The sequence below is a fragment of the Kaistia granuli DSM 23481 genome (assembly GCF_000380505.1).
Lineage (GTDB): Bacteria > Pseudomonadota > Alphaproteobacteria > Rhizobiales > Kaistiaceae > Kaistia > Kaistia granuli.
In genome coordinates, this window is the sequence record NZ_AQYH01000001.1 from 164,978 (window position 1) to 184,357 (window position 19,380).

Annotated in this window: 19 protein-coding genes; 5 read left to right on the forward strand and 14 right to left on the reverse strand. The window is 66.5% G+C overall.

Annotated elements, in window-relative coordinates:
* Positions 1–18 precede the first annotated feature (18 nt).
* Together G342_RS0100720 and phnN are read left to right on the forward strand one after the other, a co-directional pair.
* The gene (locus G342_RS0100720; protein ID WP_018181179.1) at positions 19–1,185 is read left to right on the forward strand and encodes an alpha-D-ribose 1-methylphosphonate 5-triphosphate diphosphatase; all 1,167 of its coding nucleotides are present in this window, start codon (positions 19–21) and stop codon (positions 1,183–1,185) included.
* A 7-nt stretch (positions 1,186–1,192) separates the two neighbouring features.
* Positions 1,193–1,756, forward strand: coding sequence for a phosphonate metabolism protein/1,5-bisphosphokinase (PRPP-forming) PhnN (phnN, locus tag G342_RS0100725; RefSeq protein WP_018181180.1), 564 nt, complete (start codon positions 1,193–1,195; stop codon positions 1,754–1,756).
* 6 nt (positions 1,757–1,762) lie between these two features.
* Here the strand turns inward: phnN and G342_RS0100730 are convergent, their stop codons facing one another.
* The 10 genes from G342_RS0100730 to G342_RS0100775 form a co-directional block, all read right to left on the reverse strand.
* A complete protein-coding gene (locus G342_RS0100730) occupies positions 1,763–2,395 on the reverse strand; it encodes a GNAT family N-acetyltransferase (protein ID WP_018181181.1) in 633 nt (210 codons plus the stop codon).
* Positions 2,396–2,459: 64 nt separating this feature from the next.
* Positions 2,460–3,203 (reverse strand): SDR family oxidoreductase, encoded by a 744-nt coding sequence (locus tag G342_RS0100735; protein WP_018181182.1) that lies wholly within the window; start codon positions 3,201–3,203, stop codon positions 2,460–2,462.
* Positions 3,204–3,278: 75 nt separating this feature from the next.
* Positions 3,279–4,259, reverse strand: a complete 981-nt coding sequence (locus G342_RS0100740; protein WP_018181183.1) for a diguanylate cyclase — start codon at positions 4,257–4,259, stop codon at positions 3,279–3,281.
* Entirely contained in the window at positions 4,256–7,099 is a 2,844-nt protein-coding gene (locus G342_RS0100745; RefSeq protein WP_156830738.1) for a hybrid sensor histidine kinase/response regulator, read from the reverse strand. The genes G342_RS0100740 and G342_RS0100745 overlap by 4 nt, the downstream gene beginning before the upstream one ends.
* Before the next feature lie 36 nt (positions 7,100–7,135).
* Positions 7,136–7,405, reverse strand: a complete 270-nt coding sequence (locus G342_RS22800; RefSeq protein ID WP_018181185.1) for a hypothetical protein — start codon at positions 7,403–7,405, stop codon at positions 7,136–7,138.
* A 300-nt stretch (positions 7,406–7,705) separates the two neighbouring features.
* Positions 7,706–8,035 carry an L-rhamnose mutarotase gene (locus G342_RS0100755; RefSeq protein WP_018181186.1) on the reverse strand — a complete coding sequence of 110 codons (330 nt, stop codon included), beginning with the start codon at positions 8,033–8,035 and terminating at the stop codon, positions 7,706–7,708.
* 98 nt (positions 8,036–8,133) lie between these two features.
* Positions 8,134–8,967, reverse strand: coding sequence for a carbohydrate ABC transporter permease (locus G342_RS0100760; RefSeq protein ID WP_018181187.1), 834 nt, complete (start codon positions 8,965–8,967; stop codon positions 8,134–8,136).
* Between the two features lie 13 nt (positions 8,968–8,980).
* Complete coding sequence (locus G342_RS0100765; protein ID WP_018181188.1) at positions 8,981–9,913, reverse strand: carbohydrate ABC transporter permease; 933 nt, start codon at positions 9,911–9,913, stop codon at positions 8,981–8,983.
* Positions 9,914–10,306: 393 nt separating this feature from the next.
* Positions 10,307–11,587, reverse strand: a complete 1,281-nt coding sequence (locus G342_RS0100770) for an ABC transporter substrate-binding protein (RefSeq protein ID WP_018181189.1) — start codon at positions 11,585–11,587, stop codon at positions 10,307–10,309.
* Positions 11,588–11,667: 80 nt separating this feature from the next.
* A complete protein-coding gene (locus G342_RS0100775) occupies positions 11,668–12,804 on the reverse strand; it encodes a mandelate racemase/muconate lactonizing enzyme family protein (protein WP_018181190.1) in 1,137 nt (378 codons plus the stop codon).
* Between the two features lie 136 nt (positions 12,805–12,940).
* Here G342_RS0100775 and G342_RS0100780 point away from each other — a divergent pair, with 136 nt between their 5' ends.
* Positions 12,941–13,576: a GntR family transcriptional regulator gene (locus G342_RS0100780; RefSeq protein ID WP_018181191.1), complete on the forward strand. Its 636-nt coding sequence runs from the start codon at positions 12,941–12,943 to the stop codon at positions 13,574–13,576.
* A 106-nt stretch (positions 13,577–13,682) separates the two neighbouring features.
* Here G342_RS0100780 and G342_RS0100785 read toward each other — a convergent pair whose 3' ends face one another.
* Both G342_RS0100785 and G342_RS0100790 read right to left on the reverse strand, forming a co-directional pair.
* Positions 13,683–14,459 carry a glutamine amidotransferase gene (locus G342_RS0100785; protein WP_018181192.1) on the reverse strand — a complete coding sequence of 259 codons (777 nt, stop codon included), beginning with the start codon at positions 14,457–14,459 and terminating at the stop codon, positions 13,683–13,685.
* 25 nt (positions 14,460–14,484) lie between these two features.
* Positions 14,485–15,516: a LacI family DNA-binding transcriptional regulator gene (locus G342_RS0100790; protein ID WP_018181193.1), complete on the reverse strand. Its 1,032-nt coding sequence runs from the start codon at positions 15,514–15,516 to the stop codon at positions 14,485–14,487.
* 294 nt (positions 15,517–15,810) lie between these two features.
* On the opposite strand from G342_RS0100790, the gene cdd reads away from it, so the two are divergent.
* Complete coding sequence (cdd, locus tag G342_RS22805; protein ID WP_018181194.1) at positions 15,811–16,773, forward strand: cytidine deaminase; 963 nt, start codon at positions 15,811–15,813, stop codon at positions 16,771–16,773.
* A gap of 73 nt (positions 16,774–16,846) precedes the next feature.
* On the opposite strand, the gene G342_RS0100800 is transcribed toward cdd, so the two are convergent.
* The gene (locus G342_RS0100800; protein WP_018181195.1) at positions 16,847–17,404 is read right to left on the reverse strand and encodes a 1,2-dihydroxy-3-keto-5-methylthiopentene dioxygenase; all 558 of its coding nucleotides are present in this window, start codon (positions 17,402–17,404) and stop codon (positions 16,847–16,849) included.
* On the reverse strand, positions 17,401–18,075 hold the full coding sequence (gene mtnB, locus G342_RS0100805; protein WP_018181196.1) for a methylthioribulose 1-phosphate dehydratase: 675 nt from the start codon (positions 18,073–18,075) through the stop codon (positions 17,401–17,403). The genes G342_RS0100800 and mtnB overlap by 4 nt, the downstream gene beginning before the upstream one ends.
* 240 nt (positions 18,076–18,315) lie before the next feature.
* On the opposite strand from mtnB, the gene G342_RS0100810 reads away from it, so the two are divergent.
* Positions 18,316–19,365: a substrate-binding domain-containing protein gene (locus tag G342_RS0100810; RefSeq protein WP_018181197.1), complete on the forward strand. Its 1,050-nt coding sequence runs from the start codon at positions 18,316–18,318 to the stop codon at positions 19,363–19,365.
* The last annotated feature ends 15 nt before the right edge of the window (positions 19,366–19,380 follow it).

Genomic DNA, 19,380 nt, shown 5'->3' on the forward strand with positions numbered 1-19,380 from the left:
CCCGCAAACGAGATCGAAATGACCGAACCGACCGAATTCCTGATCGAGAATGCCAGCCTCGTCCTGCCCGATCGGGTGGTGGAGCAGGGCTGGATCGCCATCGCCGACGGCAAGATCGCCGAGATCGGCGAGGGCAAGGCGCCGGAGCGCGGCCTCGACATGGCCGGCGATATCATCGTGCCGGGCCTGGTCGAGCTGCATACGGACCACCTCGAGGCGCATTTCGCGCCGCGCCCGCATGTGCGCTGGCACGCGCTCTCCTCCGTCATGGCGTATGATGCGCAGATCGCGGCGGCCGGCATCACCACCGTGTTCGACTCGCTCCGCGCCGGCTCCGACGCCGACTCGGCCTCGATCGGCACCGACCTTGCGCTGCTGGCGGCGGCGATCGAGGAGGCGCGCGCCACCGGCCATCTCCGCGTCGAGCACAAGACGCACCTGCGCTGCGAGATCGCCTGCGACGACGTCATCGAGCATGTCGAAGCCTATGCCGCGCTGTACCCGGTCGACATGATGTCGCTGATGGACCACACGCCCGGCCAGCGCCAGTTCAAGGATCTCGAGACCTGGCGCCGCTACTACATGCGCAAGAAGCCGATGTCGGATGCCGAGGCGAACAGCTTCATCGCCAACCGGCTCGAGCTGCACGCCAACAATGCCGGCCCGAATCGTCTCCGGCTGGTCGCCATCGCGGCCGAAAAGGGCGCGGTTCTGGCGAGCCATGACGACGCCACCGCGGCGCATGCGGCGGAAGCCGTCGGCAATGGGGTGGCCCTGGCCGAGTTCCCGACCACGATCGAGGCGGCCGAGGCGCTCAACCGGGCCGGCATCCGCGTCATGATGGGCGGGCCGAATGTCGTGCGCGGCGGCTCGCATTCCGGAAATGTCGCAGCCGAAGACCTCGCACGCGCCGGCGTTCTGGATATTCTGTCGTCGGATTATGTGCCTGCGAGTCTGCTGATGTCCGCCTTCGAACTGCCGCGCCGGATTCCCGGCATCGACCTGGCCGCCGCCATCCGTACCGTCACGCTGACGCCGGCGCAGGCGACCGGCCTTGCCGATCGCGGCGCGCTCGAAACGGGCTTGCGCGCGGATCTGGTCCGGGTCCATGTCAGCGGCGCGGCTTCGGGAAATCCGACGCCGATCGTGCGCCAGGTCTGGCGCGAAGGGCAGCGGGTCTCGTGAGGCGGCGATGAGCAGCGGAGTTCTGGTGGCGGTCGTCGGCCCGAGCGGGGTCGGCAAGGATACGCTGATCGGCCACGCCAAGGCGGCGCTGGCGCAGGATGACGGTTTCGTCTTCGTGCGCCGGCTCGTCACGCGGGACGAGAACGCCTTCGAGGATCACGACACGCTGGACGAGGCGGCGTTCGCCAGAGGAGTCGAGACCGGCAGCTTCCCGGTGTCCTGGCGGGCGCATGGCCTCGGCTATGCGCTGCCGGCCGCGACCAGCGAGGCGATCGACAATGGCGCCGTCGTCATCTGTAATTTTTCACGCGGGGCCATTGCCGCAGCGCGCGAGCGCTTTGCCGCCGTGCGCGTGGTGGCGATCTCCGCGCCGGATGCGGTTCTGGCGGCCCGCCTGATCGCACGCGGCCGCGAGACGGAAGCAGGCGTCGCCGCGCGGCTCGAGCGCGAGGCGGTCTGCGCGCGCGAGGTCGATCCCGACCTCACGATCGTCAACGACCGCCCGATCGAGCAGTCCGGCGGCGAATTGGTGGCCTATCTGCGCAGCCTGCGGGTCGGGGCGTCGGTCTAGGCCGGCTCAGAACCGTCGCGCCATGGTGAGCGAGCCGGCCGGCATGTCGTCCGAGAGGACCGGCGCGAAGCCGAGCTTTTCGTAGAAGGCGATCGCCGGGTCGTTCTGCGGGCTGACGTCGAGATGCATGCCCGGCGATCCCGCCTCCGCCAGCGCGTTCATCAGGTGCTGGAAGCCGCGCCGGCCCCAGCCGACACCGCGTGCCTCGGGCAGGAAGTCGATATGGCCGTGCGAGGGAAAGGCGTGCAGGGCCGGCGGATAGAGGTAGGGCGGATTGTGGATGCGGTGACGGATCCAGTCGCTGCCGCGCCACCGGCTTTCGTCCGGGCCCGGATCGGGGATCCGCTTGCGCACTTCCGACAGCCAGTCACGCTCCATGCGCAGGTAGAAGTCCGGCGTGTTGAGCGCGCCCATGACATAGCCGGCGACGCCGCGCGGGCCCTCGAGCACGAAGGCGAAGTCGGGCTCCAGCACCAGATAGGGACCGATGAACATGTGGCCGAGCGCGTCGGGATCGTCCTCGCGCGCGGTGGCGTCCTTGCCGGCATCGCCGGTCTGGAGACAGACCCGGTAGACGGCCGGAAGATCGGCGAAATCGGCCTTTCGCAGCCGGAAGTCGCCGCGGATCGGAAGTGACATGGAAAGTCCATTCGATGGCAGGTCACGCCCGGGCGGCGGCCGTCCGGGCGCTCGAAATCGTCGATCAGGCGAGGGTGCGCCCGCCATTCACCGCGAAGGTCTGGCCGGTGATGAAATCGGCAGCCGGCGAGGCCAGGAAGGTGACGATGCCGGCAATATCCTCCGGCACGCCCTGATGGCCGAGTGGCACCAGACGGCGATAGTCCTCGAGCTCGTCGGCCGTGGTGTCGGCATGGCGCTCGACCGGGATGAAGCCCGGCGCCACCAGGTTGACGGTGATCGCCTCGGGACCCAGCTCGCGCGCCCAGGAGCGCGTCAGTCCGACCATGGCGGCCTTGGCGGCGACATAGTGGCCGAAGATCGGATTGCCCATGTCGACCACTTCCGAGCCGATATTGATGACGCGGCCGGCGCGGCGCGTGCGCCAGTCCGGCAGCACCGCCTGCAGCAGCAGCAGCGGCGCCTTGACGAAGAAGCGCAGCTGGTCGAGGTGATCGTCCCAGGTCTGGTCCTCGATCGGGATCAGCGGCTGCGGTCCGGTGGCGTTGTTGACGATGACGTCGACGGGGCCGAGTTGGCGGCTGATCTCGGCGATGCCATGGCGGACGCTCGCCTTGTCGGTGACGTCGAACTTGAAGGCGGCCGCCTGGCCGCCGGCGCTGGTGATGGCGTCGACGACGCTGCCGGCGCCGATATCGTCATGCGCGAAGTTGACCGCGACCGTCCATCCGGCGGCGCCCAGCCCCTTTGCGATCGCTGCGCCAAGCCCGCGTGAAGCGCCGGTGACGAGTGCAATTCCCACGATCATCCTCCCGAAATGACGCCCGTCTCTGGGATTCGGTGCGGGCTGTCATGATCGAAGCACAGGCGGCCGGGATTGTCTTCAGACTTCTGAGCCGGCGGTCCATGCGGAGGACGAAACCGGGCGGAGGTTCTCGGCCGACGTGGCGACCGGCGCCTCGAAGGTCGTGCCGGAGACGACGTTGCGGCCGGCCGCCTTGGCGAGATAGAGCTGCTTGTCGGCGGCGCGGATCCAGGCTTCCGGCGAAGCGCCGGGAACGCAGGGCGCCGTGGCGACGCCGACGCTGACCGAGACGGTCGGCGCGACGTCGGAGCCGGAATGCGGGATGCTCAGCGCCTCGACCCGCTCGCGGATGCCCTGGGCGATCACCATGGCGTCCTCATGCTGCGTCTCCGGCAGGACGCAGGCGAATTCCTCGCCGCCATAGCGGATGGTCAGATCGCTGGCATGGTGCACGGCGCGGTTCAGCGCAGCGGCGACCATCGTCAAGCAGCGGTCGCCGGCGGTATGGCCGTAGAGGTCGTTGAAGCGCTTGAAGAAATCGATGTCGAGGATGATGACGGACAGCAGCCCGCCGCTGGCGGCGAGGCGGGCGGTCTCGACGTTGAGGGCCTTTTCCAGCCGGCGGCGATTGCCGAGGCCGGTCAGCGCGTCGGTTACCGCCATCTTGGCGAGGTCGTCGCGCAGGCGCTTCATCTCGAGGTGGTTGCGCACGCGGGCACGGACGATGACGGGCGAGATCGGCTTGTGGATGTAGTCGATGGCGCCGAGCGTCAGGCCTTTGACCTCGGCCTCCTGGTCGCCGAGCGCGGTTGTGAAGATCACCGGTACGTCGGCAAGCAGCGCATCGCCTTTCAGCCGGGCGCAGACCTCGTAGCCGTCCGTGCCGGGCATCAGCACGTCGAGCAGGATCAGATCGGGCAAGGCCGACCGCGCGATTTCCAGCGCCTCATCGCCCGAGGTGGCGAAATAGATATCGTGATCCTCCTCGAGCACGGCGCTCAGGATCTCGATGTTGCTGACTTCGTCATCGACGATGAGGATCGATGGCCGCTTATTCAATTCAGTATTTCCTTGGTATCGACGAACTGACGTTCTATGGCGTCGAGCCCGGCCAGGGCGTTCACGAAATCGAGCCGGGCGATCGGGTCGCGGATTGCGTCGAGGTGCTTCGCCTCGCTCGCACCGGCGAGCGCCGCCTCCAGGGCCTCGAAGGTCTTGCGGGCCCGCATGCTGCGCACGGCGAGCTGCTGGCGGAGCTCGGCCAGCAGCCGCGTCGCCTCGGCGCGGCCCGCGTCGTCGAGCCTTGCTTCGACGGCTGCCGGAGCCACGGCCTCGGCCGGTTGCAGCGAGCGCGCCGCGGCGAGGGCCGGCTGCAGCGCCTGGTCGAGCCGCTCGACGAGCTCGTCGATGTTCATCAGCTCGCGATGCGCCAGGGCATCCTCCAGCTGGCGGGAGGCTTCGGCCACCTTGCGCAGCTCCAGCGACCCCGCGACGCCCTTCAGCGTATGGGCGAGGCGGCGCGCCTCGTCCAGCGCGCCGGAGTCGATGTCCTCCCGCAGCGTCGCGACGAGGCCGCGATACTTGACGCCGAAACTGACGATCAGCTTGCGGAGCAGGGCGGTCTTGCCGTTGACGCGATGGAGGGCGACGGGGATGTCGAAGGGCGGCAGGTCCGCCGGCAATTCGGTCGCCGAGAGCCCTGCCGTCGGCGTCGCGCTGTCCGCCGGCTTCGCGTCGGGCGCGCCGGCGCCAGGCTTCAGCCAGCGTTCCAGCGTGCGCATCAGCAGCGCCGGGTCGACCGGCTTGGCGACATGGTCGTTCATGCCGGCGTCGAGGCAGTTCTGCCGCTCCTGCTCATAGGCATGCGCCGTCATGGCGATGATCGGCAGGGCCTGCGAGGGCACGCGTTCGCGGATGCGGCGCGTCGCGGTGATGCCGTCCATTTCCGGCATCTGGATGTCCATCAGCACCACGTCGTAGTGCCGGCCCGAATCCAGCACCAGCTCGCAGGCGATGCGGCCATTGGCGGCCAGTTCGACGCTGAGACCGCCGTCGCGCAGGATCTCGAACGCCACCTCGCTGTTGATCTCGTTGTCCTCGACGAGGAGAACGCTGGCGCCGCGCAGCTCGGGCGCCACCATCGGCACGGCGGGAAGCGCCGGGGAATCGGCGTCCGGCTTGCGGTCGAGGCTGATGAACTGGGTGATTTGCGACAGGAGCACCGCGGGATCGATCGGCTTGACGAGGAAGGCGGAGATGCCGGCCTCGCGGGCGTCGGCCATGGCCTCCTCGCGGGCATAGGCGCTCACCATCATGATGGTCGGCAGGCGGACGAGCTTCTCGCTCGCCCGCATCGCCTCGACGGCCTCGATGCCGTCCATGCCGGGCATCTTCCAGTCGATCAGCATCAGGTCGTAATTGGTGCCGCGCGCGTTGGCCGCCTCGAGGAAGGCGATCGCCTCGGTGCCGGAGGCGACGAGATCGGCCTGGACCGACCAGCTCTCGAACAGATTGTGCAGGATCTCGCGCGAGGCCGGGTTGTCGTCGACGATCAGCACGCGAAGGCCGCGCAGTTCCTCGACATGGGCGGCGCTGGCGAGTTGGGCCGCGTCGCCGATCTGCATCCGCACGGTGAAGGTGAAGGTGCTGCCGGCGTTCGGCACGCTGTCGACGCGGATCGAGCCGCCCATCAGCTCGACCAACTGCTTGCTGATGGCGAGGCCGAGACCGGTGCCGCCGAAGCGGCGCGTCATCGAGCTGTCGGCCTGGCTGAACGAGCGGAACAGGCCCTTCTGCTGCTCCGCCGTCATGCCGATGCCGGTATCGCGGATCGATACTTCGAGCAGGAGGTCCGGGTCGTGGCGCTCGAGGGCGCGGATCGACAGGATGACGCCGCCGCGCTCGGTGAACTTCACCGCGTTCGAGACGAGGTTGAGGATGATCTGGTTCAGCCGCAGCGCGTCGCCGAGCAGCGTCGCCGGCACGTTGTCGTCGACGGCGATGCGGATGTCGACGCCCTTTTCGGCCGCCTTGACGGCCGAGATGGCGGTGGCGTTCTCGATCGTCTCGCGGATGTCGAAATGGGTGTTTTCCAGCGTCAGCATGCCGGCCTCGACCTTGGAGAAGTCGAGGATGTCGTTGATCAGGCCGAGCAGCGCGGTGCTGGCCGCCTTGATCTTGCTGACATAATCAGCCTGCTTCGGCGTCAGGTCGGTCCGCAGCGCCAGATGGCTGAAGCCGAGGATCGCGTTCATCGGCGTGCGGATCTCATGGCTCATATTGGCCAGGAACAGGCTCTTGGCGATGCTGGCGGCGTTGGCTTCGCGGGACTTCACCTCCAGCGTGCCGTTGTAGCGCACGATCTCGTCGCTCATCGCCTTGATGCGGCGGAAGCTGGCGCTGAGCGTGATGCTCAGCCACACGAGGACCGCCGTCTGGAAGGCGACGATCGAGGCATGCAGATAGACGCGCGGCAGGTCGGCCCCGAGCGGGAACACCGCGTAGGGGAAGACGAAATTCAGCATCAGATGGTGCGCGGCGACCGCGACGGCCGCGACCACGACCGGGCGCCAGTCGCACCAGCCGATGACCAGTGCCAGCGTGGCGAAGAAGTACATGTGCATGTCCATCTGCCACGGATGTCCCGAGAACAGGTAGACGAGCAGGGCCGGCTGACCCATCAGCGCGACGGCCGAGACGTAGCGCGTCACCGGCGCCGGTCCGCGCAGCAGCCAGGAGGCCTGCAGAGCGGTCGCCAGTCCCACCGCCAGCAGCGTCGGCGCCAGGGCGTCGCGGCCGATCGACCACGCTACCAGCGCCACGAACGGAACATGGACCCAGGTCAGGACCACCAGGAACAGGCCGAAATGATGTCGCAGCCTATCGAGTTCGGCCATCATGCATTCCTTGAACAACCAGCGGCGCGTCGGCGCCGTTCACACAGACAGGCAACCGCGCAGCTTGACGGCGTCGAGGACCAGCCAGGCGCCGGCGCTGTAGAGCGTCGAGACGAAATCGGGATTGTCGGATCGGGCGATGATCACGTTGGCGACGCCGGCGCCGGCGACGATGCTGCCGCCCGAGCGCGCCACGATCTCGGCCGTTTCCGCGGCGCTGGCCCAGACCGGGGCCAGCACGGCGACCTCCTTGGTCCCGGCGTCCGCCGTCATCGAGCCGACGAAGATCGCAAACACGCTGACGAGCAAAAGCAGCCCGGCCGGAATGAAATCCCGCCAGGTGCCCCGCTCGGTCTTGGAGAGGTTGGCATTGCCCGAAATTCGCTGCCCCCGCGACTGCCCGCCGCAAAACGCGCATCAAATCCGGTTCAATGCCCCTTATCAAGGGTGCATTCAGTCGCGCCGGAGACGGTCAGGGCCGTTTTCTGACGCGTCGGAGAAACGCGATCGCCACAAGACGCGGCAATCATCGGCTTTTGCTTCGGGGTGCAAAACTGCAACCCCCGCGATCAAATGGGGCGGCTCTCGTCCTGTGGCGCGGCCGAGGCGTCAGTCGATATGGAAGACCTCTTCCATCTCCGACCACCACTCGCCGGCCTTGGCCGAGGCGAGCGGTTGCTGGCAGGGATCGGTCTGGCCGAGCCATGCCCGGATCGCCGGTTCCTGGTCCAGCCGGGCAGCATCCGCCGCCCAGTCGGCGCCGTGATATTCCCAATAGCCGAACAGCAGGTTTTCCGGCTCGCGCAGGTAGATCGAATAGTTTCTGACGCCGCAGGCGGAGAGCAGCGCGTTGACCTCGGCCGAGCCGGTGGCGTGCAGCCGCCTGTATTCGGCGATAGCCTCGGGCTTCACGCCGATCACCATGCCCATGCGCTGCATTTTCGTTCCTTCCGGATTGGCTCGGTCGTTGATGTCTGCCGCTCGACTTGAACCCTCCCTCAAGGGGAGGTTCTAGATAGGGGTCAGGTCCCCGGAACTCATCCCTTCACCGCGCCGACGGCGATGCCGTTGACGATCTGACGCTGGAAGATGACGTAGATGAGGACAATCGGCGCGGCGGCGAGGCAGATGCCGGCGGCGAGCAGCGGCACGTTGGTGGTGTATTCGCCGCGCAAGGCCGCGATGCCGACCATCAGGGTGCGCTGGTCCTGCAGCACGAGCAGCGAGATCAGTACGTCGTTCCAGCAATAGAGCGTGTTCAGGATGCCGAGCGTCACAAGAGCCGGCTTGCCCATCGGCAGCATGATGTGCCACCAGACCCGGAGCAGGTTGGCGCCGTCGATCTGCGCCGCCTCGAACAGCTCGCGCGGCAGACGGGCGTAGAAGGCGGTCATCAGATAGACGCTGAACGGCAGGAAGAACGCCGTATAGGCGATGATCAGGCCGGGCCGGCTGTCGATCAGGTTGAGGCCGATCATGGTCCGGTAGAACGGCACCAGCACGACCTGCACCGGGATCATCAGCGACACCAGGATGATCATGAAGATCACCCGGCGGCCGCGGAAGCGCAGGACCGCGAGCGCGAAGCCGGCCATCGAGGCGACGACCAGCAGCACCAGCACCGCGCCGACGGTCACCACCACCGAATTGGTGAAATATTCGGACAGCCGTGACTGGTTCCAGGCCTGCGAGAAATTGACGAAGGTCGGATTGGTCGTCAGGCCGAAGCGGTCGAGCACATAGCCTTTTCGCGTCTTCAGCGCCGCGTTGATGGCGAAGAAGACCGGATAGACGGCGGAGAGGGCGAGCAGCGCCATCGGGATCGAGACGATCCAGAGAATGCGCTTCTCGCGGGTTTTGACTTCAGCCATGACGCCGACTTTCCTAGATGTCCGCGTTGCGGGACATGATGCGGATCTGGATGGCGGCGAGGCCGGCCATCATCACGAACAGCACCATCGAGATCGCGCTGGCATAGCCGGGGCGGTTCATCTTGCCCTGCTCAAGCCAGATCAGGAATTCCGGCAGGATGGTCGAGGTGCCGGGGCCGCCGGCCGTCAGCACGTAGATCAACCCGAACATCGAGGTCAGCATGCCGATCGTGGTGACGACGGCGGCGAATTCGATGATCGGCCGGATCGACGGGATGACGATATACCACCAGGTCTGCATCAGCTTGGCGCCGTCGAGCTTGGCCGCCTCCAGCATTTCGGAGGAAACGGTCGAGAGGCCGGCGATGAAGATCAGGAGGCTCATGCCGAAGGTCGACCAGAGCTGCACGGCGATCAGGCTGAACAGCGCCGTCGACGAATTGCCGAGCCAGTCGACGGCCGAGAAGCCGAGCGCCTTCAGGAACAGGTTGAACGAGCCGTCATAGCGCAGCAGCACGTTAAAGATGGCGCCGACGATGACGGAGGAGAGCACGGCCGGGAAAAAATAGACGGCGCGGAAGATCTTGCCGCCCGGCACGCCCTGGTGGATCAGGATGGCGAGCACCAGCGGCAGGCCGATCCAGATCGGCAGCGTCGCCAGCAGGATCAGCATGTTGACCAGGCTGTCGAGGAAGACGGGGTCGTGCGCGATGCCGATATAGTTGTCGAGCCCGACGAAGCGCGGCGCCGACATGCCGTCATAATCGGTGAAGGAATAGCCGAGGCCCCAGATCAGCGGAATGATGCGGAACACCACCACGAGCGCCAGCGCCGGCAGCACGAACAGATAGGCGAGGCGTTCGATGCCGCGGCTGCCGGGATCGGCATGCGCGGCGGCAGTCGCCTTGCGGCGCTTGGCGGCGGTCGCGGGAAGGGTCTCGGTCATGCGAGGGCCTCTAGCAGAGGATGGTTCCGTTCCGGCGCGGAGCGGTGCATCCGGTTTGTGAAAGAGAGCGCCGCCGCAGGCGACACTCGATATCAAGGCGGGGAAGTTCCTTACCTCTCCCTGAGGGAGAGGTCGGCGCAAAGCGCCGGGTGAGGGTTTACGGCCTCACCGGATGGTTCCCTAAACCCTCACCCGCCGGCCTCCGGCCGTCGACCTCTCCCTCAGGGAGAGGTGAAGGGAGATGAAGCCGCCAGGACATCGCGCTCCCGTCATCCCCGCGAAAGCGGGGATCCATCCAGCCGAATCCGATGGGACTCCGGCTGCATGGATCCCGGGTCAAGCCCGGGATGACGGCGAGCGTGTGGATGCACTCTGCGGCTTCAGGGCCGAAGACTACTTCTTCTTGGCCTGGGCCTGGACTTCGTCGAGGCGGGCAACGGCCTTGTCGACCGTGGTCTCGCCGGTGAACAGCATCTGGCTCTGGCGATGCCATTCCTCGGTCTCGGCCGTCGAGGTGTTGTTGTGCAGCAGCGCCGCGCCGTTCGAGAGCGAGCCGAGCACGACCTTGGCCGACGGGCTTTCGACCTTCGACGTGTCGACGGCGGTATCCGACGGCACCGCGCCGGCGGCCTCGAAGAAGATCTGCATCGCCGGCGTGTCGGCGAAGCTCTTGGCGAGCGCGATGGCGAGGTCCTGGTGCGGCGAGAACTTGGTCACGCCGTAGCCGATGCCGCCGGCGAGCGGCATGAGCAGCTTCTCGTTCACGCTGGCCGTCACCGGCGGCATGACGAAGACGCCGACATTCTCCGGCTCGAGGAATTCGTCGAATTCCTTCCAGTGCGCCACGTCGGACAGGAGGCCGATCGTGTTGGCGTTCTCCGAGCGCTCGAAGCTCTGGTATTCGTCCATGAACTTGGCGGTCGAATTGGCGCCTTCCGCGTACCAGCCGTCCTTCTGGGTATCGACCCAGGCCTGGACGATCGCCTTGATCTCCGGGCTCGACCACTTCAGGTCGCCGGCGGTCCAGGCGGCCTGCTGCGCTGATGTCAGCGCGTTGGCGGCGGCGGACGAATAGAAGAAGTCGGCGCCGTAGCCTTCCTTGTTGCCGAGCGCGAAGCAGGTCGTGCCGGCGGCCTTCAGCTTGGCGCAGATCTCCTTGAGCTCGGCCCAGTTCTGCGGCGTCTTCTCCGGATCGAGGCCGGCCTTCTTGTAGAGTTCCTTGTTGTAGTAGACGGCGAGGCCCTGGATCGAGATCGGCACGGCATAAGGGCTGCCGTCGGGACCGGCGAACTCGTCCCAGCCGGCGACGCGCGTCTTGATGTCGGCGACCTTGTCGCTGAGGTTGGTCAGCGCGGCGATGCGCTCCTTGGCCTGCGAGCCGCCATGCACCAGCACGACGTCCGGGCCCTTGCTGGCGGCGATCGCCGTCCCGAGCAGCGTGTAGTACTGATCATGCGGCTGCATGACGAACTTGACCGTCACGCCGGGATGGGCGGCCTCGAAATCGGCCTTCACCTTGTCGTAGTAGGGCGCCGTCGTCGGATCGCCCGACTTCCAGTCCCAGACGGTGAGCGTGGCGTCCTCGGCCTGGGCCATGCCCAGGGACCCGATGGTGATGGCGAGCCCGGCGGCGAGCATCGTGCCGGTGCGCAGGAACCTCTTGGTCGTCTTCATCCTAGTCTCCTCCCTCGCATATCTCTCCCTTGCCCGCTGCCGGCGAGCGCGGTGGCGGGCATTTTCGTTTGGACGCCCGCCTAGTGCGGCAGGCGCGTGTTCACCGGTGCCGGCGGCAGGTCCTCGTTTGCCATCACCTCGGGGACGGCCCATTCGCTGCGGGCAGCGTCCGAAAGCACCAGGCCATGGCCGATGCGGTCATGCGCATGGATCCAGCCATCGCGGATCTCGAACGGCGTCTCGACCAGATGGTCGAAATTCTGGAACGAATATTCGAGCCATTCGACCTCGGGCAGGGCGATCGCCATGTTGACGCCAATCTCCAGGAAGGAGTTGCCGAGGCTGACGGGAATGCCGTGCTCGGCGGCGAGCCAGCCGATCCGCATCACTTCCGAGACGAAGCCGTGCACATTGATCATGTCGGTGCCGCGCGCTTCGATCAGCTGGCGCTTGCCGTGCGCGTCGAAATACTCGCCCGAATTGACCAGCGTGAACGGGCAGCCGGCCCGGATCATCTTCAGGCCTTCGAAATCGTAGCGCAGGCAGGGATCCTCGATCCAGAGGATGTCGAAGCCGGCATCCTTGATCTTGTTCATGTTGCGGACGGTCTGCTGCGGCGACCAGCCCTCATTGGCGTCGATCATGATCGCCTCGGGCTTGCCGACCGTCTTCACCAGCAGGTCAAGGCGGTGCAGGTCGCGCTCGATGTCGGGATGGCCGACCTTGATCTTGAAAGCCTTGTAGCCGATCGACGCGGCGTGATCGAACAACGCGCAGTAATCGTCGTCGGAAAGATGGAAGTCGAGGCCGCTGGCATAGGCCTTGACCCGCGGCTTGGTGCCGCCGAGCAGCTTCCAGAGCGGCATCTTCAGGTCCTTGGCCGTCAGGTCCCAGAGCGCCTGGTCGATGCCTTCGCCGAAGGGAAGCGAGGCGCCGCGGATGTTGCCGCCGCGCGGGCGACGGACCTTGTGAACCAGCGCCGCCGGCTCCTGACCTTCGAGGCCCGGCCAGATCTCGGCGCGGAAGATGCGCTCGATCTCGGCCTGCGACGGCAGCGGATTGAACAGCGAGGCGACGAAGCCGAGGCCGACCAGGCCGTTGTCGGCGATCAGCTCCACGGTCGCGACATGGGCATGCGCGATGCGGACCTGGCTGTCGCCGATGACCCGGTCGCGGGCGAACTGGAAGCGGACAATTCGGAAATCCACGATACGCATGCTATGCTCGCTTAATCGATCAAAAGTGAGTGTTGATATGTCACGTAGACGATCTGATAGATCAGATCTGATTTCACCGCAAGCCGGCGCCGCTTCCGAGGCAGCCGAGCGTGAGGCGGAAAGCGTCACCGTCTCGTTGAGCGAGGTCGCCTATGAGCGGATTCTGGACCGGCTGTTCGGACGCGAATTGCCGGCCGGCGCCTTCGTGTCGCAGAACGATCTGGTCAAGCTGATCGGCGTGCCGGTGGCGCCGCTGCGCGATGCGCTGCGCGTGCTGCAGACCGAGGGGCTGCTGACGATCCATCCGCGCTCGGGCATCCGCTTTCTGAAGGCGGATTTCGAACTGGCGCGGAATACCTATCAGCTGCGCGGCATACTCGAGCGGCCGGCGGTACGGGTCTTCGCCGAGACGGCGTCGGTCGAATTACTCGACGCCATCATCGCGCGCCATCATCGCGGTATCGCGACGTTGGAGAGCGTTGGCTTCTCGCCGGAGGTCGCGCCCGAGATGGTGGCGATCGACTCCGCCCTGCATTTCGAGATCATCGGCGCGCTGGGCAATCCGTTGATCGGATCGACCTATCAGCGCGTCCACAATTATCTGCAGCTGATCCGTCTCGACCGTACGCTGACGACGCCGATCGTGCTGCGTACGCTGCGCGAGCATCTGGTTCTGCTCGACGCCTGCAAGGCGCGCGACGCCGACGGCGCCGAGGCGGCGCTGCAATCGCATTTCTCCAACGCGCTGCAGCGGACGCTCGGGATTTTCTGAAGCTCGACAGAGCCCTCACCCTGTCCTTCTCCCGCAGGCGGGCGAGGGTCGGGCGAGGGGCTTGTTCTTTTCACCCTCTTCCAAGGGGGGGAGGGGAAGAAAGGTCTCAGCTCGCCTTGGTGACCCAGCCGAGGACATTCTTCCAAAGGCGCGCATAGCCCGGCCACTCCACAAAGCTGTTCGGCAGCCAGTGCGGGCCGATATCCGACGTCCAGGCGACGCTGCGGCCTTCGCCGAATTCGCCCGCGACGAGCAGCGGATGGCCGCCTTCGGAATCGGGCAGGCGCGCCAGGAGCTCGACGTCCGGCCGGTCGCGGAGCCGGACCTCGTTGGCGCCGAGCAGGATCGGCCACTCGCCGTCGAGCCCGGCGAGCAACGGATGCGCGCGGTCGCCGACCACCTCGGCGCGGAAGCCCTCGGGAACCTCGATGCGATCGTCATGCGGCAGGCAGGTGACCGGCAGCGCGTCCTCGACCGCCGTGCGCGCCCAGCGCCCGCGCCCGTCGATGCCCTGGAAGGTCAGATAGCCGCCGATCATCACGAGGCCGCCACCCTTCCTCGTCCATTCGCGCAGCAGTTTGACCCGGTTCGGCATCGGCTTGCCCTGAAGCCAGACGTCGGGATGCAGCAGGATCGAGTTGGAGCCGATATCGGAAAGGATGATCGCGTCATAGGCGTCGAGCCCTTCCAGCGTCAGCGGCAGCTCGGTCGGCACCTGATGCGCCTGCATGTAGGTCAGCTCGAATTCGCTGTCCTTCAGCGCCTTCACCAGCGGTTCGGCGCCGAGATGGAAGGTGACGCTGCCGAACTGGTCGAAGCCCTTGTAGTGGGTGGCGCTCGACATCCAGCTTTCGCCGACGAGCAGGACTTTCTTCTTGGACATTCTTCTTCCCTTGTGGAGGCCGCTCTCAATTGCGTGGCGGCTTGACGGATTCACGGATGATCAGTTCGACCGGCAGGATCTCGGTCTCCGGTTCGCGCGTGCCTCCCTTGATCAGGCCGAGCACGCGCTCGACCGCGCGCCGGCCCATGGCGGCCACCGGCTGGCGAATGGCGGTCAGCGGCGGATCGAAGAGCTCCAGCGGCCCCACATCGTCGAAGGCGACGACGGAGATATCGGCGCCGACCTTGACGCCGCGCTGCTTGAAGACGGCCAGCATGCCGAGCACGATCTCGTCGCTGGCGGCGAAGATCGCGGTCGGCGGCTCGTCCAGGCTGAGGATTCGGTTCGCCGCCGCGCGTCCGTGCGCCGAGGAATAGTCGCCGGCGAGCTCGGCCGAGATCGAGATCTCCAGGCCGGATTCGGCGATGGCGCGGCGAAAGCCGCCGACGCGGCTCCGGCTGCTGGTAAGGCGGGCCGGACCGCCGACATAGGCGAGCTTGCGGTGTCCGGCCTCGATCAGATGCGCGGTGGCGAGATAGCCGCCCTGTTCGCTGTCGGCCATGATGGTCGGTGCGATCGCGCCGTCGATATCGTCGTCGACCAGCACGACGGTGGTGGCGCCCTGCAGCGCCCGCGCTAAGGCCGGATCGTCGCCATTGTTGGTAATGAACAGCAGGCCGTCGACATGCCGGCGCGACAGGCGGCCGAGATAATCCAGCTCGCGATCGGTCCGGCTCAGGGTCGGGCAGAGCACCAGTCCGAGACCGAATTCGGAGGCCGCCCGTTCGACCGCCGCGGCGAGATGGGCGAAATAGGGGTTGGAGATATCCGGCACGACCAGGCCGATGGTCTCGGAGCGGCCGAGGCTCAGGCTGCGCGCATGCGGATTGGGCTGGTAGCTCAAGGCGGCAATGGCGGCGTCGATCCGGTCGGTCGTCGCCTTGGGCAGTTTGATCGAGTGGTTGAGATAGCGCGAGACGGTCGCCACAGAGAGGCCACACGCCCCCGCCACGTCCTTCAGCGTCGCGTTCTTCCGAGGATCCTGCTTGTCGTTCATCGCACCCCGTTCCGTCAGCCGGCGCGCGGGGGTTGCAAATCCCGCAGCGACGTCCGTTTCGCAGGATGAATTAGTTCGGACCCTCAAATCAACCGGGAGTGCGCGGCTTCGTCAAAAGGATGAAGGAAAGGGCGATCTCGCACGCAATCCTTGCGCCGGCATCGAGGCGACTTGCTTCGGGGGCACAAGCTCTAACTCTTTGTCCTATCGCGCCTTCTTCCCATGAGCCGGTATCCACTTCACTCGAAAACGCTCTAGACTGCGGCACGATCGTCGCCGCTCCAGGAGTACAGCGTGATTTTACTCGACCGGTTCCAGCCGGATACCGCCATCGGCCTTCGTTGCGACGCTTTGATCGAGGCGGTCGAACCGGCGCTCGCCGCCGAGGTCGCGGCGATTCTCGCGCCCCGGCGCAACCCGCGCGACGGCCTCGTCATTCCGGCCGCGATCGCCGCCGAACTGGTCGAGCGCCATGGCCTCGCCGACATCAGCGAACTGATGCTGCTGCTGGTGCCGTTCGCCCGCACCGTCGCGCGTCCGCCGATCTCGAACTTCTTCATCGGCGCCGTGGCACTGGAGCGCGAGACCGGCGCTCTCGTCATCGGCGGCAATGTCGAGTTTCCCGGCGCCAATCTCGGCGAAGCCATCCATGGCGAGCAATTCCTGTCGGCGCGGGTGTTTTCGCGCGGCACCTCGATCGCCGCGATCGCACTCGAGGCCGCGCCGCCCTGCGGCCATTGCCGCCAGTTCCTGGCCGAGTTCCAGCACGGGCTCGACCTCGACATCCTCACCTTGAAGGGACATCGCATCGGGCTACGCGACCTGCTGCCCTGGGCGTTTTCGCCGGCCGATCTCGGTGAGGCGGGCGTGACGCCGCTGGCAACGGGCTCGGCCCGGCAGGAGCTGACCGTGCTGCGCTCGGAAGTGGGCGATGCGCTGGAGGCGTTGGTCGCAGCCGGCAGGCGGGCTTACGTCCCCTACAGCCGGGCGCCGTCGGCGGTGGCTTTAGTCGCCGCCGATGGCAGCATCGTCACCGGCGCCGCGCTGGAGAATGCGGCCTTCAATCCGAGCCTCGGCCCGTTGCAGGTGGCGCTGGTCAACTGGATCGCCGCCGGCCGCGCCTATGACGAGATCGAGCTGGCCGTGCTCGGCGGTGTCGAGGGCGGCGCCGTCGACTATTCCCGCGATCTGCCCAATCTGTTGGCGACGCTGGCGCCGAAGGCAGAGTTCAAGCGAGTGGCCTGGCAGGTGGTGTGACTTCGCCCCGACCCTGAAACAAAAAGACCCCCGCCCGGCGGGCGAGGGTCTTTGGTTTCGATCGTCGCCGGCCTCAGGCCGCGACGCCTTCGCCGAAGGCGGGGATGGTCGAGGCAATCTTGTCGCCGGTGAAATTGGCGACCCAGCCATCCGGCGAGATGAACAGGCGGATGCAGGTGAAGTTCGGCTCCGGGCCCATGTCGAACCAGTGCAGCGTGCCGGCCGGCACGGAGAGCAGATCATCGCGCGTGCAGACGACGCGATAGACCTTGTCGCCGAGATGCAGGTAGAACGCGCCCGAGCCTTCGACGAAGAAGCGGACCTCGTCCTCGTCATGCGTATGCTCGTCAAGGAACTTGGTGCGGATCGCCTGCTTGTTCGGATTGTCCGGCGTGATGCGCATCACGTCGATGGTCTGGTAGCCCTCGGCGGCGGAGAGCCGGTCGACCTCGGCCTTGTAGGCGGCGAGGATGTCTTCATGGCTGGCGTTGGCGGCGAGTTCCGCGCCGGCCTTCCAGCGCTCGAACAGCACGCCGATCTTGTTTAGCTCGGCGGCGATCTCGGCCGGATCGGACGTGACGGTGACGGGGTTGGCCGGATCCTTGTCCGGATAGATGGTCAGCGTGGTCATGGCGTGAACCTCCTGTAGGAAAGCTCGAATTCGAACAGCGTTTCGAGCGCTTCGAGATGACGGGCGGCATCGCCTTCGGTGGCGCCCCATGCATAGACGCCGTGTCCGGCCAAGAGATAGCCGGGCGCGGAAAGGGCCCCCGAGACGGTCGTTGGCTGCGCCAGGCGCGCCTCGACCCGCTTCGAGAGGGCGGCAATGTCCTGATCATTGGCGAAGACAGGCACTTCGACAATCGCCTCATGCGTGCGCACGCCGGCGAGCGCCTTCTGCAGCTCCCAGCCGGTCAGCCGCAACGTGCCTTCGTCGAGAGCGAGGCGCGACAGCACGGTCGCGGCCGGGCTGTGGGCGTGGAAGATCGCGCCCAGTTCCGGCCGTTGCCGGTAGAGCGCGGTGTGCAGCTCCGCCTCGGCGGAAGAGCCGGGCAGCAGCGGCTGGTCGAGCGGCTGGATCAGGATGTCGGAGGCGATCAGATTGCCCTTGTCGACGCCGGAGCGCGTGATCGCGATGCTGCCGGCATCGATGCGGACGGAGAAATTGCCCGAGGTCGCCGGCACCCAGTGGCGCAGCGCCGCGGTCCGGCCGACGGTGATGACGCCTTCGACGGCGCGGGCGACGCGGCTTTCATGGGCGGCCGCATCGGTCTCGGCCTTCAGGGATATCGTCTGCGTCAACCGCGCTTCTCCGTCTCGAATTGGGTCATCCGGCACGCCGGACCGCCACCATACTAGCTAAAACACGCGCACAGGCGCGCGGGAGATCAAATTTCCCAATCCCGCCCGATGAAAGAGAAAATCCTTCGTTCCGCCCTCCTCGGGCGGCGCGCTATCAGAATTATATTGCAGCTAAGCCGCCGGATTGCAGCGCGTTGTCGGGTCGCAGCCGGTCTGGATGGGCATCTTGGGGAGTTTGACATGAAGCGTTTTGCACTCGGTCTGGCCGGCGCTGGCCTGCTGGCCACCAGCCTCATCGGCGCTCCCGCCTATGGCGAGGGCCTCGCCGGTGCGCCGGCGCCGTTCGACAAGGGCGGCGTCAAGGTGGCTCTGGTCACCTTCATCTCGGCTGGCGATTTCTTCCAGGCCTACCAGGCCGGCGCCCAGAAGCAGGCGAAGGCCCTCGGCATCGACCTGCAGATCTTCTCCGGTCGCCAGGACGCCGCCGCCCAGCGCGAGCAGGTCGAACAGGCTATCAATCTCGGCGTCCAGGGCATCATCATCGACCACGGCCAGCCGGAATCGCTGAAAGACGTGGCGCAGAAGGCGCTCGACGCCGGCATCAAGGTGGTGGCGTTCGACGTCGACCTCGGCAATCCCGCCATCCCGCAGGTCGAGCAGTCGGACCACGAGCTCGCCAAAGCGGCGCTCGGCCAGGCGATCGCCGACCACGGCACGGCGTTCAATGCCGGCTATGTCTATGTCGCCGGCTTCGCGCCGCTCGACCGCCGCAACGAGGTCTGGGAAGAGACGAAGAAGGCCAATCCCGGCATCGTCGAGAAGGCACGCTGGGGCGCGGTGAACGACACCACCGCATCGTCGACCGCCGACCAGACCAAGGCCGCCTTCCAGGCCAATCCCGACATCACCGTCGTCTTCGCTCCCTATGACGAGTTCGCCCGCGGCGTGAAGCTCGCGACCGACGAACTCGGCATCTCCGACAAGGTGAAGATCTACTCGGCCGACGTCTCGACCGCCGACATCACCGAGATCGCCGCCGAGGGCAGCCCCTGGGTCGCCACCGCTGCCACCAATCCGGCCGTCGTCGGCGAAGTCTCCGTCCGCGCCGTCGCCAAACTGATCGCCGGCGAGGATCCGGGCCACAACATTGTTGTGAAGCCGGTGCTGATCACGCAAAAGGATCTGCGCGACAACGCCATCAAGACGGTCGAGGATCTCAACGTGAAGCTGCCGGCCTTCGGCAAGAGCGACGCGGCGACCGCCAGCTGGATCCCCGTCGCGACACAGTAGACGAATGGAAACAGA

Bases quoted from the DNA above. Each gene is read 5' to 3' on its own strand.
- G342_RS0100765 (WP_018181188.1), bottom strand. From the start codon at position 9,913: ATGACCGAGACCCTTCCCGCGACCGCCGCCAAGCGCCGCAAGGCGACT.
- G342_RS0100790 (WP_018181193.1), bottom strand. From the start codon at position 15,516: ATGAACGACAAGCAGGATCCTCGGAAGAACGCGACGCTGAAGGACGTG.
- phnN (WP_018181180.1), top strand. From the start codon at position 1,193: ATGAGCAGCGGAGTTCTGGTGGCGGTCGTCGGCCCGAGCGGGGTCGGC.
- G342_RS0100735 (WP_018181182.1), bottom strand. From the start codon at position 3,203: ATGATCGTGGGAATTGCACTCGTCACCGGCGCTTCACGCGGGCTTGGC.
- G342_RS0100770 (WP_018181189.1), bottom strand. From the start codon at position 11,587: ATGAAGACGACCAAGAGGTTCCTGCGCACCGGCACGATGCTCGCCGCC.
- G342_RS0100800 (WP_018181195.1), bottom strand. From the start codon at position 17,404: ATGACCACGCTGACCATCTATCCGGACAAGGATCCGGCCAACCCCGTC.
- G342_RS0100810 (WP_018181197.1), top strand. From the start codon at position 18,316: ATGAAGCGTTTTGCACTCGGTCTGGCCGGCGCTGGCCTGCTGGCCACC.
- G342_RS0100760 (WP_018181187.1), bottom strand. From the start codon at position 8,967: ATGGCTGAAGTCAAAACCCGCGAGAAGCGCATTCTCTGGATCGTCTCG.
- G342_RS0100730 (WP_018181181.1), bottom strand. From the start codon at position 2,395: ATGTCACTTCCGATCCGCGGCGACTTCCGGCTGCGAAAGGCCGATTTC.
- G342_RS0100720 (WP_018181179.1), top strand. From the start codon at position 19: ATGACCGAACCGACCGAATTCCTGATCGAGAATGCCAGCCTCGTCCTG.
- G342_RS0100745 (WP_156830738.1), bottom strand. From the start codon at position 7,099: ATGATGGCCGAACTCGATAGGCTGCGACATCATTTCGGCCTGTTCCTG.
- G342_RS0100775 (WP_018181190.1), bottom strand. From the start codon at position 12,804: ATGCGTATCGTGGATTTCCGAATTGTCCGCTTCCAGTTCGCCCGCGAC.
- G342_RS0100785 (WP_018181192.1), bottom strand. From the start codon at position 14,459: ATGTCCAAGAAGAAAGTCCTGCTCGTCGGCGAAAGCTGGATGTCGAGC.
- G342_RS0100755 (WP_018181186.1), bottom strand. From the start codon at position 8,035: ATGCAGCGCATGGGCATGGTGATCGGCGTGAAGCCCGAGGCTATCGCC.